Below are 16,191 nucleotides of genomic sequence, written 5' to 3'. Positions count from 1 at the left end.
GGGGGACGCCGCGGGGGCGGATGTGTGCGGGGGTCAGGCGCGGGGGAGCAGCGGGCCGAACAGTTCGGTGTCCATGCGGTCGAGGGCCAGCTTCACGGCGCCGATGAGTGCGGCGTCGTGGCCCAGGCCGGTGGCCCGCACCTCGACCGCGGGCGTGCGGGCGTCGCGCAGCGCGTCGCGCACCCGGGGCAGCAGCACGTCGGCCGCGTCCTCCAGGCCGCCGCCGAGGACGATGAGCGAGGGGGCGACGGTCCACGACAACGTGGTGAGGATCGACGCGATGTTCTCGACGAACTCGTCGACCTCCGCGAGCGCGGTCGTGTCACCGGCCCGGGCCGCGTCGAAGCGGTCGAGCGCGACGCGCCGGCGATCCGGCTCCGGGGACGTCAGCCACGCCACGGGGCGGTCCTCGATCGGGCCGGTCGCTATCGACCGGGCCTCGACGATCTCACCCGCGGCGCCGTCCAGGCCGCGGTGCACGGTTCCGCGGATGAGGATGCCGAGGCCCGTCCGGTTCCCGAGGACCGCCCACACGAGGTTGTCGTGGTCACCGCCGACGCCCCGCCAATGCTCCGCGAGCGCGCCGAGGTTGGCGTCGTTGTCCGCGAACCAGGGCATCCGGATCCGCCGCGCGAGCTGTTCGGGCAGGTGCACACCCTCCCAGCGCGTCGTGTGGACCAGGCGCCGTACGACTCCCTCGTCGTCGATCGCGCCGCCGTTCGCGACCGCCCCGGCGCGCAGCCGGTCCGTCGACCCGCCCGCGTCTTCGAGTGCGTCGAGGACGAGTGCCGCGGCGTCGTCGAGGGTGGCGTGCGGATCCTGGTAGGCGCGCAGCCGCCGGTGTGCCCGGCCGAGGATGCGGCCGCGGACGTCGGCGACGACCGCGGAGACGTCCGAGGTGGTGATGAACACGGCGGCCAACAGCGCGTTTTCGGCCCGTAGTTGATAGCGGCGGGCGGGGCGTCCTGCGCAGCCGCTGGTCGGCACGCGCTCCAACTCGGTCACCCAGCCTGCCGCGACGAGCGAGTCCAGGACGAGTTCGATGGTGCGACGGGAGAGGCCGACGTGCTCGGCGAGCGCCGTCAGGGTCGTCGGGCCGGCCGACACGGCCAGTGCGCGCAGGATGACCGAGGTGTTGACGCGTCGGACGGCGCTCTGGTTCATCCCGTTCATGCGGGAAGTGCCGTTCGTTCGGGGCATCAGCGCACCTCCGGCTGCTCGGGCGCCGCCCGCACCACGGGATCGAACACGCCGGTGGTGTCGGCTGCGAGGGCTGCTCCGGGGCGGCCGTACTCACGAGCCGGATCGCCGGGCGTCCCGGTCGCCCCGGCCCACGCCGGCTCCCGGCCCTGGACGAAAGCGACCAGGTCGGAGTGCATGAGTGTGGCCAGTTCTGCGGACGGGGCGGGGCCCAGTGCCTCCGCGACGCCCGGTGCGTCGAGCACGTCGAAGAAGTACGGGATGTCGACGCAGTGGGTGGCGCCGCCGAGCACCGGAGAGGGCCACTCGAAGGAGTACAGCCAGGTGCCGGCGACGGCGGTTCGCCGGGAGGCCGCCACACGCGGGCAGGCGGCGCGGAACAGGGTGTCGCTCACACGTGTGCCCGCCGCGCGGGCCGCGGCGCGTTCGGCGGGGCCGACATGGCTCGGGTGGGGGCTCTCCGGGGTGGCGCCACCGTCGAACTCGTCGCCTGTCGCGCCGAGCAGCACAGGTACGCGGTGCCCGTGCCGGGCGAGTCCGTCGGTGACGGCCAGGGGCAGGACGTCGTCGCCGACGAGCGGGCCGAGGACGAGCGCGCCGTCACCGGACTCGGTGCGCAGGTCGCTGACGGCCTGCTGGATACGCCCCACCGTGCGGCCGGCGAATCCGGTTCGTGTCGGCGGCACACCCAGGCTGCTCGCGAGCCGTTCCAGGACGTCGCGTGCGGCCTCCCTGCCCACGTCGAAGAGGCCGCCGGACACACTGACGGCGCGCTGGAAGCGACCGCCGCCGAGGGGCGACGAAAGCAGCGCGAGCACCGCCGCGCCCCCGGCCGACTGGCCGGCGATGGTCACCCGGTCCGGGTCGCCGCCGAAAGCGGTGATGTTCTCCCGTACCCAGTCCAGTGCGACCAGCAGGTCGCGCAGGGCGAGGTTGGTGGGGACGCCGTCGAGCGGGGCGAATCCGTCGACGCCCAGCCGGTAGCCCACGGTGACGCAGACGACCTGGTCGCGGGCGAACGCGCGGCCGTCGTACCAGGGGCTGGCCGGGCTTCCCGCCAGGAAGGCGCCGCCGTGGATCCACACCATGACCGGGAAGGGCGCGTGGTCGTCGGGGGCGGCCGGCGCGACGACGGAGAGGTTCAGCACGTCATCGCCGGGAACCGACGGCTCTGGCACGGTGGTCGTCGCGAACAGCGGCACCTTCTGCGCGGTGGGGCCGTGCCGGGACGCGTCGTACGGCTCCGTGAACCGGCCGCGTCGCACCGGCGCCGCGAACCGGCGTGGCCCGGTGGGTGGTTCGGCGTAGGGGATGCCGAGGAAGCGCCGCAGCTGTCCGGTGCCACGGCCGACGACGGTTCCGGCGGGAGCGTGCACGGTGACCGGCTCGCCGGGCGCGACGCGTGCTGCCATCCGGTTGTCCACCGCGCTCACCGCATACCCGTTCCGGCGATGCCCCGTACGAAGTGACGTTGCAGGAAGAGGAAGAGCACCAGTACGGGCAGCATCACCACGATCGCGCCGGCGAGCATCAGCCCGTAGTCGGTGACGTGCGCCGCAGCCTGACTGGTGGCGGCGAGGCCCACCGGCAGTGTGTAACTGGACGTGCTCTGGGCGACGATGAGCGGCCAGATGAAGTTGTTCCACGAGAACAGGAACGACATGATCGTGATCGTCGCGACCGCGGGACCGGCCAGCGGAAGGAAGATCCGGAAGAAGATCCGGAACTCGCCCGCGCCGTCGATCCGGGCCGCCTCCAGCAGTTCGTCGGGGATCGACAGCGCGTACTGCCGCATGATGAAGACCGACAGCGGCAACGCCAGGGCGGGCAGGGCGATACCGGTGAGGGTGTCCGCCAGACCCAGGTCCACGGTGATCACGAACTGGGGGACGAACACCGCGGTGAACGGCACCATCAGCGCGGCCATGACCGCGCCGAACGCGATCCGCTTGCCCGCGAAGTCGAGCTTCGCGAGCGCGTAACCGGCGGCTGAGGCCGCCACGATGTTTCCGATCACCACGATCGTGGCGACCACGACGCTGTTGACCAGGAACCGGCCGAAGCCCTCGGTGGCGAACAGCCGGGTGAAGTTGTCGAGGGTGACGTCGTGCGGAAGCCAGGCACCGGGATCGGAGCGGATCTCTTCGAGGCCGCGCAGCGATCCGCTGAGCACCCAGAGGAACGGCAGCAGTGTGAGCAGGGCGCACAGCACCAGGGCGCCGTACAGCAAGGGTCGGGCGACGGACCGGTGGCGCACGGCAGTCCGGTCGGCGGTACTCGTGTCGGCGCTCTTCGGCTCGGGGATTGTCGACTCAGGGTGTTCCAACGTCGCCATGTCAGTCATGTGCGGGGCCTCAGCAGTCGGAACTGGACGACACTCACCAGGCCGATGAGCAGGAGCGTCACGAAGGAAGCGGCCGAGGAGACCCCGAACTCGCCGGCCCCGAACTGGTGGTAGGTGTACAGCGCCACCGATTCGGTCGAGCCCAGCGGGCCGCCGTTCGTGAGCAGGTACGGCTCGTCGAACACCTGGAGGTAGAAGACGGTCAGCAGCACCGTCACCACCAGGGTGGTGGGCAGTAGCAGGGGCAGGGTGATGTGCCTCAGCTGCCGCCACCGGCCGGCCCCGTCGAGGGCGGCTGCCTCGTACACCTCCCGCGGAACCGCCTGCAGTCCGGCGAGGAACAACACCATCGCGGTGCCGAAGTTGCGCCAGATGCCGAGCAGGATGACCACGGGCATGGCCAGGTCAGGGTCGTCCAGCCAGTTGGGTCCGGCAAAGCCGGCGGCGCCGAACACCTCGTTGACGGTGCCGTGCGCGGTGAAGGCGTACTGCCAGATCAACGCGACCGCCACGATGTTCGTGACGACCGGAGCGAAGAAGACCGTACGGAACACGCCGCGCAGCCGCCGGATGCCGGAGTTCACCGCGAGCGCCAGCGCCAATCCGGTCCCCATGGTCAGCGGCACTCCGACGACCACGAACAGGCCCGTGTTGAGGAGGTCGTGCAGGAAGCTGTCGTCCCGGAACAGCCGGAGGTAATTGTCGAGCCCGACGAAGTCGACGGCGAACGGATGACGCAGATCCATGCCTCGCAGGTCGGTCAGGCTGAACCCGAGCGCGGCGACGGCGGGAACCGCCGTGTACAGCAGGAACACGAGGGTGAACGGTGCAAGGAACAGCCATGCCACAGCCGTTCGACGGGCACCCCGCGAGCGCTGGGAGCGCCGGGAACGCCGATTCTTGTGCGGCGACGCCGCGATCACGGTGGCCATCCGGGAGTCACTCCGTGCCCGAGCCGAGGCTCTCGGCGTACGCCTGAACCTTCGCGGCCGCCTTCTCGGCGCTCTGGGTGCCCTTGGCCACGCCCTCCATCTCCTTGCCCAGCCGGGTCGCGACCTGCTGCCAGGTGCTCACCTGCGGGAAGGCCCGGGTGCTCTTCATCTGCGTGAGAAAGGCGTCCAGCAGCGGCTGGTCGGCGATGGCCGGGTCGTCCCAGGCGGACACGACGGCCGGAAGCGAGCTGTACGCCTTGTACTGCGCGACCTGGGTGCCCGGCTTGGCGAGGTGCCGGATGAGCTTCCACGAAGCGTCCGCATTGCCGCTGCTCGCTAGCACACCCCAGGTGCCTCCGCCGGCGAAGGACGTGCTGCCCGACGACCCGGCCGGCAGCGGTGCGGTGGCGACGTGGGACGTCGTCCAGCCGGTCTTCTTCGCGGCGGTGTCGAGCTGACCGACGACCCAAGGGCCCGTGATCATGCAGGCGGTCTTGCCGGAGACGAAGTACGGCTGTGCGTCGAGGAACGTGGGCCCGCTCGGGTCGGCGGTGCCGGAGGTGAAGAACGACGCGTTGAACTTGAGCGCGTCGACCGTCGCCGGAGTGTCGAGTGTCCACTTGCCGCCGGCGGAGCGCAGCGAGCCGCCGGCCTGCCAGGCGTACATCGCGACGTCCTGGCCGTTGAAGATGTCCCAGCCGATGTCGGCCCCGAGGCCGCGCGCGGCGCCCGCGTCCTGGAGCGCCTTCAGGAACGGGACCGTCGCATCCCAGGTGGTCGGCGCCTTCACGCCCGCCTTCTCGGCGAGGTCGGAGCGGTAGACGAGCGCGTAGGTGTACGCGTACCAGGGCACGGTGTAGGCGACGTCCTTGACGACCCCGGCTTCCCAGAGGCTCTTGAAGAAGCTGTTCGGTTCGACGAGGCCGTCCGGAACGGGTCGGAGGATCGAGGCGGCGAGGAACTGCGCCTGCGCCTCGGGGAAGAACTGGGCCATGTCGGGTCCCTTGCCCGCGGCGATCGCCGACTGGAGCTTGGTGTAGTACTCGGCGTTCGGGATCAGCGTGAACTTCACGTCGAGGTCCGGGTTCGCGGCCTTGAACGGTTCGATGACCTTCGCGAGCACGTCGGCATCGCCCTGCGGGGCCCAGACCGTGATGGTGCCCGTGGCCGGGGAGCTGTCGACGGGCTTGGCCGAGGCGGCCGCAGCGGTGTCGTCGCCGCGCCCGCAGCCGGCCAGAGCGAGGGTTCCGAGGACGGCCATGCCGCTGGTCAGCCGTAGGGCGCTGCGTCTGGACATGTTGGACACTCTTGGCTCCTGCCTCATGAAGGTGCTGGGTCTAGGCATTTCCGGTGGAAGTAGCGTTTTTGACTTCGACGGACCCGATGACCCACTGGATGTGAGGGACTCGCCCGACCTGAGCGCGATCACCGGCTGCCAGCGACGGTAGAAAGGGGGTGTTTCGGCCGCATGGCCGGAACCGGCCTCGATAATTTCAGAACTTGTAGCGAAATCGCTTCGTCACGCTGCGCTGTGGAGTCGACTGGGGACTTTTCGCATATCAAGAGGTATGTGCCGGTTCAGGTGACGGAAGGCGTCACGGAGGGCCGACGGCCCAGGGGCAGCCCGCCGATCGACGTCCTCGGAGTCGCGGGTCATGACCGGCCCGCGACGACTGCTCACCACACGAACGACCCCGCTGCCTTGAACGTCGTCATCCGCGAACACCCGGTCCAGCTCCGGCGGTTGCAGGGTCAGGGCGCAAGCTGGTGTCTACTCATCGCTCTTCGAGTTGCAGGGTCAGTCGGGCGGCGGTGGTGACGGTGGAGTCGAATTCCCGGCACGCGACCACGGCGTGCGTGACGCCGGTCGCCGCGCGGATCAGGTCGAGTCGTGCGGTACGGCCGGCCTGTGTGTTCAGCCGCGCGTCCACCCAGGTGGTGGTGGCGCTGACGTCCGTGGTCCGAGTGCGCTCGCCGCGCAGAAGGCGTGTGCCGTCGTGCACCACGGTGGTGCGCATTTCGGGGAGGTCGGCGCCCGTGACGGTGAGCGTCCCGTCGGGGCTCAGCGTCCAGCGGACATGGGCGAGACGGTCTGCCATGTCCTGAGCCTGCGTGAGTGACCCGGACAGCAGTTCTGTCGAGGTGACGCGGAGCGTACGGAAGGAGCGCATCCGGTTGTCGGCGGCTGAGGCGGAGCCCGCGGGATCCGCTACCCGTGGGGTGTCGAAGGACGGGAGCCCCTGGGGTCGGATGGGCGCCGCGGGCTTCGAGGGACTGGGGCAGGGCGTCGGCGGGATGCTTCCCCAGGTCGTACTGCCGCCTGCCGTCGGGGCGGCCGTGGCATCCGGGACGCGGGAGTCGGCCTGGGAGGGTGCGCCGGGTTTCGGGCCGGCAGGGAGGAGTCCGAGGGACAGAATCAGCACGGGGAGCAGGGCGGAGGTCGCGTACAGGGCGGGTGAGAAGGTGCCCAGCGGTCGCCCACGCCACCCCCACAGCCGTGCCCAGACGCCGGTGAGTAGGGGCCAGGCGGCGAATGTCCCCAGCATCGCCCACCACGTGGGACCCGAGGCGAGCTGCTCCTGGGCGAGTGAGGCAGCCCTGCGGGTGGCGTCGGCGGCCGACGTGTCGCCGAGCAGGCGGTAGGCCAGTGCGGCGCCGAACAGGTCCAGGAGGTTCTCGGCGAGTACCGCCGCGGGCCACAGGAGGACCAGCAGGAGTTGGGGCACCGGCTGTTCGGTGCGGGCGGTGAACCACAGCCGCATGCGGACGGGTGGGTGGTAGAGCCGGGCCAGAGCGTCGTGGGGGGATTGCGCGAGGGCGTTCAGTGCCCGCTGCTGCGCTGTTTGTGCGGCTGTCCTGGCCGCGTACCGGTCCGCGGTCAGTTCCGCCGACCACAGGGCGCTGACCACGATCAGCAGGACCTTGGGCGCACTGAGGACCACCAGGACGATCTGAGCGGACATCAGGGGCGCGGTGGCGTTCCCGGAGGCGAAGAGCAACGCCACGGGCAGCAGGCCGAACACCGCGAAGACGTACGGCCAGGCCCTGACCAGCCCGGTGAACGGGCTGCCGAGTCCGGCGACATGCTGCTCCCCGTACCGGATGTGGCCGATCTCGTGCAGCAGGACCGCTTCGGCCGCCTGCCGGTCTCTCTCCCACAGGCTGACCAGCGGGCTGAAGACGCCGACCCGTGTGGTGCGCCAACGACCGGGATAGACACGGGCGAGCAGGTCCCGGCGCACGGTGACCCGCAGTTCGGTGCCCGGCGCATGGCCGGCGAGGAAGCGCCGCATCTGGTCGTAGACGTGCGGGGCGCTGTCCGGTTCGTGGGCACGAGGCCGCAGCTTGTAGCGCCACTCGACCCACCAGGTGCGTGGCTGGGGCGGGACCACGGAGAGCGCTCCCGCCAGCAGGAAGACCAGAGGGAGCAGTTGCACGAGGGTCAGTGCCAGAACCGTCAGCAGGGCCGGACTCCGGCCGTGCTCGGTTCTGCTCCAGGACACCGTCCAGGCCAGCCAGGCGACCAGCGACGGGACCTGCGCTCCGAACAGTCCCAGGGTCAGCCAGAGCCAGGGCGGCGGTCCCCACAGCCGTGTGGACCGGCTCCCGGGCCCGGAGGCCGGTGGCGCCGGGCGAGCGGGGTCCGCCGGGCTCATGCGCCGCCCGTCTCCTCCCGTGCCGCGGGAGGCCTTCCCTGCATCGGGTCGGCTCCGGGCGCAGTGCTGCGGCGCAGCAAACCGAGGACCGCAGCGGTCAGACGGCGCACGGGGGTGAGCGAGCGTCGGGATCCGCGTACGGCCGGTTCGGGCGGCTCGTTCGCCACCAGGGCGTCGAGGAAGGCCGCGGCGCCCCCGCGGTCCTCGGCGGCAACTAGTTGGGCGGTCAGCTGGGCTACGAGTTCCTCGGCGGTGGCAGGGTCGATTCCCCGGGCGCGCAGCCGCCCGCACACGTCAACGCTTCACTGACCGCCATAGCCGGTGGCACAAGCTCTCGGCGGACGGGGGACGGGATTGAACTGTTCCCCATGGTCTCGATCGCGGTCACCCGCTACCGATACCGGAGGAACACGATCCCCCACCCCTGGACACTCAACCACGCTTGAACGGCAGAGACCGTGGAGAGCCCGCTGCGGTGAGAGCCGCACGACGGGTTCGGCGAGCGGCACGGAGAAACGGGCCGGTGGCAACACCGGCACCGCGCTCCGTGCCGACTCAAGAGAAGGGCTGGTCGGTGGCGATCCGGTCGATCGGCAGCAGGGTGCCGTCCAGCAGGACATACGCCTTCGTCGAGGCCTCGGCCAGGGGCGGGGCGAGTGAGGCCAGCAGGTCGACGCCTCGGTGATACTCGGCACCCGCGGCGGCGCCTGAGTGCCGGCCTCACAGAACACCCACGTGGACCTGGACCACGTCACATCGTGCCCGGCAGCGCGGACACCTGAGCCCGGCTGACCGCAACCATTTCCGCACCTGGCGGGTCACACCTGTGAAGCACGGCCGGGGCCCTCCCGGCGCACGGGAAGGGTTCGGTCGGATGGCACGACGATCACGGGTACGCGCGGTCGCGACGACGGCGGCGGGCGCGGTGGCGCTGGTGGCGGGGGTGTTCGGCACGGGTCCGGCCCGCGCCGACACGGCGGACGCCGCACGAAAGATGACGGTCCAGTTCGCCCAGCACGAGCTCTTCATCGGGACGGAGCCGGCGAGCGTGGCGCTGTCCTACCGGTGGAAGGTGGCCGGCGGGGGCACGGCGCACCACGTCCACCTGACCGTCGACCTGTCCGGAGTGGCCGACTTCGCCGAGCCGGAGCCGTCGGAGCACTGCGAGGGCAACCTCTGCACGCTGGACCTGGCGTCCGCCACCTCGGACTTCCACGCCTTCAGGCTGGTGCCGAAGCCCGGTGCGGCCGTCGGCAGCAGCGGCACCGTGACCGTCTCCGGCACGGCGTCGGACGCCACCGTCACCGGCGACCGCCTCACCCTGACCAACGGCAAGACGCAGCTGAAGGTGAGCGCGTCGGCCGAGCAGTTGGACCAGGTGCCGGGCGACATGCTGACCTTTCCGCTGGACGTGTGGAACAACGGCCAACTCCCGGCGGCCAAGGGGGTGGAGCTGCGGATCGACACCACCGCCGGGCTGCACCTTCAGGGCTCCTGGGCCAACTGCCGCGATGTGCCCGCGAACGGCCGAGGCGGGCACATCGTGCGCGAGACCCTGTGCGACTTCCCCACCCCGGTGGAGCCCGGCCGGCAGTACGCGTTGTCGTCGCCGCTGCGCGTCAAGGTCGGCGACGAGGCCCTGCGCGACAAGATCTTCTACGAATTCACCCCGCTGACCAGCGCCGCCCCGGCGAACGGCCCCGGGACCCCGCTGACCCTGGTCCCGAAGGGCGCGATGCCGTCCGACGGGAACATCGACCGGTACTTCACCACCTACGTCAACAGCGTCAACCACGCCGACTTCGCCGTCACCGGGGACACCGTCACCGGGCGGCGCGGCGGTCACGCCACGCTGCACGCCACGGTGATCGACCGGGGGCCGGCGGTGGTGCAGGACCTCCTCGACGACGAGGCCTGGCTCCCGGTCCTGGTCAAGCTGCCGCCGGGCACGAAGGCCACGAAGATCCCGGACAACTGCCAGCCGCCGCCCACGGACGACGGGTCGGACCCCGGCCCCCGGATGGGCCGGTCCTCCTACCAGTGCGACTTCGGCGACCCCGCCCCGGGGGACAGACACGTCCTGTCGTTCACCGTCGCCATCGGCCCCCGTACCCCGGCCGTCTCCACGGGTCAGGTCCGCACGCTGGAGGTCATGAAGGGGCTCGACCCCGACGCCTCCAACGACAGCGCGGCGCTGACCCTGCGGCTGGCGCGGGGCGGCTCCGCGGCCGGAGCGTCCGGCTCCGTTTCGGGCGGTCCTTCCGCAGGGTCCGGACCGCTGGCCGACACCGGATTCGGCGGCGGCTGGATCGTCTGGGCGGCCGGTGCGCTGTTGCTGACCGGTGGTGTGTCCGTGGCGCTCTCCCGACGGTCCCGCATGGGGAACTGACACGTCGTCCGGAGGTCCGGAGGGGGCCCCGGCGGGTCAGGGACGGAAGCCCTCGGTGGACCACGAGCTCTTCACCGACCTGGGCGTGGTGACCGGTATCCACCTGGTCACCGATGCCGAGAATCACATCCGCCGGCTCGGGCAGGACAAGCGCGACGACGACCTCGGCGCGCGGCTGGCGAGCATCGGAGGAACGCGCACAAGCGAGCCGTCTTCACCCGTGCACGCGGACAGCGACAGCCAGGCGCGCGAGGAAAATCTTGTACGCGGACGCCTCAGGCGGTGCCGTCGGCCGTCGGTGGCGTGACCTCCGTGATGGCGGGAACCGAAGAAACCCGGCTGGTCGTGCCGCGCGGCCCTGCGCACCAGAGGTGTGCGCGGGGTGGTGTCCTTCGCTGATGTGGCGTCCAGCCATGGGTGGCCACGGACAGCAAAAAGACCGGTGGTGGGCAGGGCGTGTTCAGGGACGGTTGGCCAGTCTGCTCAGAGACGGTTGGCCACTGCGGCCCAGAGTTCGTCGTGAGCGTGGAGCCGTCGCCTGGCACGGGTCTAATGGTGCCGACTGCTGCTCTCTGCAGAGGGTCGGGCAGGAGCTGAGGAACCTTGGGGCCGTTGCCGCAGGTGCGTCATGTCCGAACGTCGTCGGGCCTCTGCGTCGGCTTCGGCTTGTCGGTCGTCTTCGTGGCCAGCCGGTCTGCGGAACCCCGGTAGGCCGCCCATGCGAGGAACAGGATCTCGACGCCCGCGGCGATGCCCGCGGTCCGGACGTTCCCTGAGCCTGCCGAAGGAGTGCCCAGCAGCACCGGGATCTCCCCCCGGGGATCTACAGTGACGGTGACGGTCTGGCCGGCTTTCAGCCCGTCCCCGGACACCGTGCCCGGCAAGGGCTGTCCCCACGGGTCAGCCAGCTGTGCGACGTGAGATGGCGGATCGGCACCCTGGTCGACCCAGTACACGTCGGTCACCGTCGCCCGCTCCTGCCGGCCTCGGGCGTGCAGCGCCCGCTGGTCCAGGCCCGAGTAGGTCTGGTACGTCACGACCACAGCAGCGATGGGCACCACGATCACCGCCAGGACGCCCCAGCCCCTGGACCAGCCCTCAAGCTCCTCCATGTCCGGCATCATCAGCCCGAGGAGAAGGAACGCCAGGAGATAGAGCCCGGGATAGACGAGCAGCGCCAGCCAGATGTTCTGCGTGACGTGCAGCAGGATGCCACCGCCACCCTCAAGGCCCAGGTACACGATCGTGAAGCCCACCAGGAACAACGCGGCCAGGCCCAGCAGGCGCGCCCGCCTCAGTATTCGCCCGGCCACAACACCCCCACCACCGAAATGTTCCGCGTCAACCCGCCACCGAGATGCGCAATCGACTCCCTTTCGCGCCCCCCGTTCAACGTCACTTGAACAGTGCGCCACCGACCCCGGTGGCATCAAGTGGATTCCCTTCAGGGGCTCATGGCGAAGGCGCCCCGCACTGGCCAGCCATCATCGCGAGTGGCCAACTATCACTGCGCGTCACACTGATCCTGTGGTGCTGCTGGGCGAGGACGTCACCGACACCGGCTACCTCGCGTTGGGGTCCACCGACTCTGCATCCGACGTGGGGAGCTGTAGGAGGTGCTGGCGAGTGGGGTCCGGGCGGTCGGAGGGCCCCCGGGCCTGCTCACGGAGTTTTCACGGCGAAGTGCGAGACGGAGTGCGGTGCGGCGGCCCGGAAGGATGCGATGTCCCTGAACAGGGCAAGCCACACGCGGTCGCCGTCGGGGGAGATCGCGATGGACATCGGCGGCTCGTCCACGCCGACCGGCTTCGCTAGCGCCCTCATCGTCCTGGTGTCCACGACGGAGACACTGCCGTCGTCGAAGAGGTTGTGCATGACGTACAGCCGCCGACCGTCCGGGCTCACGACCATCCTGTGCTGGAAGGCGTCCGGGACACTGGTCATGCCCTGCACGATGCCGCTCTTCGTGTCCAGAGCCACGACGAGTGCGCGTCGGTCGTCCTGTCCGGGGTCGCCGGTCTCCACGACCGCGTAGACGCGTGTGGCATCGACCGGGTCCGGAGTGAGGGCAACGGGTTTGCCACTGAGCTCGATGGGTGTGCGGACCGCCTTGCCCGTGTCCGGGTCGATCACCGAGATCGACGTGCCCCGCGCCACGTAGAGGCGTCGGCCGTCGGGGCTGACCGTGGCGCCGGTCCAGTCCTTGCCCAGGGGAATGCGGCGTTCGGCGACCTTGGTGGTGCGGGTGTCGATCCACGTGGCTTCGTCGGGATCGCTGCAGAAGATCCAGGCGCGGTGGTCCGAGGTGACCTCGATCCAGAACGGTTTGCCGTCCAGGCGCAGGGGCGAGCCGACCTGTTCCATCTCTTGTGCGGCGAACACCGTGACAGTGCGGGTCTTGGGCTGCGCCAGGTACAGATAGCGGCCGTCGTCGCTCGACGCCACGTCCGGGGCGGCCGCGTCGAGCCTGACAGGGCCCAGGATCGTCCGGCCGCTCGCCGCGTCGAGGACGCTGATCGATCCTGGCGGGTCATCGCTGTCTGCGACAGCCGCCCAGTACCGCTCGGTGGTGACGTACAGGGTCTTGCCGTCCTTGCCGTAGGTGACGTCCAGCGGGGTCACCGCGGTGCGGTCCGCCGTGCGGCCCGCGAGGATCCCACCGCCAACGGCCAGGGCGGGGAGGAGGACGAGGGCCGCCACCAGCATCCGCCACCGGGGCCGCTGCGGCGGTCCCTCGATCGTCCGGCCCCAGCGTGCCAGGACCGTCGCGAGGGCGGCCAGCACCGTCGGTGTGGCCCCGGCGAGCACGACGTAGCCCAGCGGTTCTCCGAGCCCGAGAAACGACGCGTACGTGGCCGCTGTCACCGCGAGCGTCACCGCGGCCCAGCCGAGCAGCAGGGCGTGACCGAACCGGCGCGGTGCGAGTACCGCTGCGCAGAGAGGGATGACGGCCGCCGTCACGCCGGTGGCGAAGAAGGCGTGGAACCAGTGAGCGAGGTCCGGGTGCGGATTCACCTGTCGCAGTCCGGCGATCTGGTGCAGCAGTAGTGCGGGCGCCAGTACGCCGACGAGGACGACCCCGCACGCCGTGCCGAGCACCACCCAGCTCCAGACAGCCTGCGGCGGACGAAGATCGACGGCGATTTCCCGGGCACGAACGGGACCGAGCGCGGCGACGACCCCGGCGGTCAAGAGCCCCGCGTGACCCGCGAGTTCGAGGCGGGCGGCGTCCTTGAACACGTAGTCGGATGTCGCGTCCGCGGTGAAATACACGAGACCCCATACGGACGCAGCCGCGCTTCCCAGCAGCACGCCCGCTCCGGCGGGTCCCCGGAACTTCGGCACGACCAGGAGAATCGCCGCGACCAGAGCGACCGCGGACGTGCCGACGACGTACACGCCTACTCTGCCCAACTCCCAAGTGCCGAACAGGGTGTACCTTCCGCCCTCGCGGAGCAGCCCCCACATCATCAGCGCCGACGCGAGTGCGGCCAGCACACCGGCGATGCCCTGCAGGCCGAAGGCGTATGCACCTCTTCTGACCCTCTGCTGTGCGGCATGGGCACCGGCCAGAGTCCGTTGCCTCAACAGGTCGGCGACAGAGGGCTGTTCGGAGCCGGATTCCGGTCTGGGTACGTCTTCCTCAGGTCTCTGTGGCGCGCTCACCAGAGGCGCCTCGACGTCCTCCTCGGTGACCAGGGGCCCCCGCCCCAGCAACTCCGCCGCCGCCGACACCTTCCGGCTGTCGTCTCCGGCCAGCCGTTCGATCTGCTCCTCCACCTTCGCCCGCACCGTCTCGTTGCCGACGCGGCGCAGATAAGCCAGGCCGTCCAGGGCGGACAGGCGGTCGTCGGGGACGGGGCTGTCCAGGGCGTTGCGGAGGTGGGCCGGGAGGGTCCAGTGCACGTTGCGGGCGATGACGATGCGGCCCTCGACGTCGTCCTGCCGCTTGGGCCGTTGCTGCGGCATCTCATCGACCACGCGGTCGTGGACATAGCGGTACAGCTCGTCGACGGTGATGTCGCCGTCGCCGTCCAGGTCGGCGGTGCCCTCGCGCAGGCCGGTGACCAGATGGCGGGTGAAGACCGACTGCACGGCGGATCCGCTGAGCCGGTCGCCCTCGTAGGAGTACTGCATGGCGTCGGAGGCGGTCAGAACCGTACGGCCCCGGCCTTGGAAGCGTTCGAGCGCATGTACCTGCGGGTCGGACTTGGCGATGCGTCCCGCTGGGAATGCGCCGCTGTAACAGCAGTCGAGGATCAGGACCTGGCGCCGTGAGTCACTGCCGGTCATGGCCTGGTCGACCTGCTCGGCGGGCAGGGAGGTGAACAGCAGGCTGCCGCGACGGGTGTTGCGCATCGCCAGATACAACCGGCCGTCCTCGTCCTTGAGGCCGTGGCCGGTGAAATACAGCAGGACGAGGTCGTCGCTGCGCCGGCCGTCGAAGAGATCACCGACCGCCTCGCCGACCCGGTAGTGCGGCTCGTTGACGAGGAGGGTGACGTCGAAGCCGGCGACGGCGGGGTCACGCAGGACCTCGGCGAGCGCCTCGGCGTCGTGGGCGGGCGCGGTCAGGCGGCTGAGCCCCGGATCGTCGTGCTCGTACGTGGCGACCAGCAGCGCGAGACGCCGACTCATGACGGGTCGGACCCGCTGTGGCGACGGACGAACTCCTGGACGAGGGCAGCCCGTTCGGCGTCGGTGGCGTGTTCCAGCTCCAGGCTGTCGTCACCGATGCTGACCACGATGCGATCGCGCACGGCGCGCCGCCCCAGCCAGTCGCGCAGGGTGTCCACCAGCGCCGTGAGCACCCCGCCGGACGCACTGAGGGCCACGACGATCGCCCCGATGGTGACGGCGTCGCCCTTCGCGCCGGGCGGGGGTGGGCCGGAGGGTGCATGGCCCACGCGGACGCTGTGGAGTTCTCCCAGCTCCCGGCGCAGGCCGCGGATCAGCCGCTCCACCGTCTCCAGGTCGCCGCCGTTCTCCGGGAGGATGCGCAGCCCGACGGCCAACTCGGCCTCCCGACCGGTGCGTTCACTCGCTCTGCTCGTCGGGTCCATCGCATTCATGAGCACCCCCCGTTGCGTACTCACAGTGTGGCGCTCCATCCGGTGCCGCGGCGGCCATTTGTCGAAGACATCCACCCTGCTTGATGTCCGGCAGCCAGGCCGTTGACCGACGCAGCGGTTCCAGGGCGCGTGCTGGGATCGCAGGGCTGCAACGGCCGTCTGCTCGATGTTGTGGCCCACGCTTACGGCGATGCCCCACGTCCTGTGGATCGCCCTGGAGCGGTGAAGATCCGGCGGGAGTGTTCTCCCTGGCGCGGATCCGCTTGACGATCACCCTGTGTCCGACGCCGTCATCGGCCTGTGCCCGAGACTTGTCCATGTCGCCGGAGGTCCCGCACGCGGGCCGCGAACCGCTGTGCAACCTGCCGCCGCACCTGGGTGTCGGCTGCCGTCGTCGACGACGCCGGTCACAAGCAGGACGACGGGTGGGTGGTGAGCCTGCGCAGGCAACTGTCATGTATGCCCGGGTGGTTGAGGGGCCGTGTCACCGTGCGGGGTAGCTGGGAGCTTCGTGGCGCAAGGAACTTCCGGCCTTCAAGTCGTACGCCCGCGCAGGGACATGGGCGGTGGGCCACCGCCCGGGGCGAGAGTGAGAACG

12 protein-coding genes and 1 pseudogene are annotated in these 16,191 nt (G+C 70.6%); 2 read left to right on the top strand and 11 right to left on the bottom strand.

All coding sequences use genetic code 11. The annotated features are described in order from the left end of the window. Nucleotides 1-33 precede the first annotated feature (33 nt). From ACWC1K_RS29740 to ACWC1K_RS29705, 8 genes and pseudogenes are all read right to left on the bottom strand, one after another. Nucleotides 34-1,200, bottom strand: coding sequence for an ROK family protein (locus ACWC1K_RS29740; protein ID WP_450835870.1), 1,167 nt, complete (start codon nt 1,198-1,200; stop codon nt 34-36). Continuing rightward, complete coding sequence (locus ACWC1K_RS29735) at nt 1,200-2,612, bottom strand: carboxylesterase family protein (protein ID WP_450835868.1); 1,413 nt, start codon at nt 2,610-2,612, stop codon at nt 1,200-1,202. Before ACWC1K_RS29735 ends, ACWC1K_RS29740 begins: the two co-directional genes overlap by 1 nt. Nucleotides 2,613-2,629: 17 nt before the next feature. Then, complete coding sequence (locus ACWC1K_RS29730; protein ID WP_450835866.1) at nt 2,630-3,535, bottom strand: carbohydrate ABC transporter permease; 906 nt, start codon at nt 3,533-3,535, stop codon at nt 2,630-2,632. A 5-nt stretch (nt 3,536-3,540) separates the two neighbouring features. Then, nucleotides 3,541-4,476 (bottom strand): carbohydrate ABC transporter permease, encoded by a 936-nt coding sequence (locus ACWC1K_RS29725; protein ID WP_450835864.1) that lies wholly within the window; start codon nt 4,474-4,476, stop codon nt 3,541-3,543. A 7-nt stretch (nt 4,477-4,483) separates the two neighbouring features. Next, nucleotides 4,484-5,782 (bottom strand): sugar ABC transporter substrate-binding protein, encoded by a 1,299-nt coding sequence (locus ACWC1K_RS29720; RefSeq protein ID WP_450835862.1) that lies wholly within the window; start codon nt 5,780-5,782, stop codon nt 4,484-4,486. Between the two features lie 469 nt (nt 5,783-6,251). Next, nucleotides 6,252-8,132: a M48 family metalloprotease gene (locus ACWC1K_RS29715; protein ID WP_450835860.1), complete on the bottom strand. Its 1,881-nt coding sequence runs from the start codon at nt 8,130-8,132 to the stop codon at nt 6,252-6,254. Continuing rightward, nucleotides 8,129-8,425, bottom strand: a complete 297-nt coding sequence (locus tag ACWC1K_RS29710; protein ID WP_450835859.1) for a hypothetical protein — start codon at nt 8,423-8,425, stop codon at nt 8,129-8,131. Before ACWC1K_RS29710 ends, ACWC1K_RS29715 begins: the two co-directional genes overlap by 4 nt. A gap of 268 nt (nt 8,426-8,693) precedes the next feature. Next, nucleotides 8,694-8,807 (bottom strand): annotated as a pseudogene (locus tag ACWC1K_RS29705) (IS5/IS1182 family transposase); the annotation flags it as partial. Between the two features lie 199 nt (nt 8,808-9,006). Here ACWC1K_RS29705 and ACWC1K_RS29700 point away from each other — a divergent pair. Beyond that, nucleotides 9,007-10,521 (top strand): hypothetical protein, encoded by a 1,515-nt coding sequence (locus tag ACWC1K_RS29700; protein WP_450835858.1) that lies wholly within the window; start codon nt 9,007-9,009, stop codon nt 10,519-10,521. 55 nt (nt 10,522-10,576) lie between these two features. Further along, a complete protein-coding gene (locus tag ACWC1K_RS29695) occupies nt 10,577-10,828 on the top strand; it encodes a hypothetical protein (RefSeq protein WP_450835856.1) in 252 nt (83 codons plus the stop codon). A 319-nt stretch (nt 10,829-11,147) separates the two neighbouring features. Here ACWC1K_RS29695 and ACWC1K_RS29690 read toward each other — a convergent pair whose 3' ends face one another. The 3 genes from ACWC1K_RS29690 to ACWC1K_RS29680 form a co-directional block, all read right to left on the bottom strand. Further along, nucleotides 11,148-11,834, bottom strand: coding sequence for a hypothetical protein (locus ACWC1K_RS29690; RefSeq protein ID WP_450835854.1), 687 nt, complete (start codon nt 11,832-11,834; stop codon nt 11,148-11,150). Between the two features lie 349 nt (nt 11,835-12,183). Further along, entirely contained in the window at nt 12,184-15,159 is a 2,976-nt protein-coding gene (locus ACWC1K_RS29685; RefSeq protein ID WP_450835852.1) for a caspase, EACC1-associated type, read from the bottom strand. After that, entirely contained in the window at nt 15,156-15,593 is a 438-nt protein-coding gene (locus ACWC1K_RS29680; RefSeq protein WP_450835850.1) for an effector-associated constant component EACC1, read from the bottom strand. Before ACWC1K_RS29680 ends, ACWC1K_RS29685 begins: the two co-directional genes overlap by 4 nt. Between the last annotated feature and the right edge of the window lie 598 nt (nt 15,594-16,191).

Source organism: Streptomyces sp. NPDC001492 (genome assembly GCF_053597275.1).
Note: the sequence above shows the minus strand (reverse complement) of the source record. Positions and strands in the feature narration are given on the sequence as shown.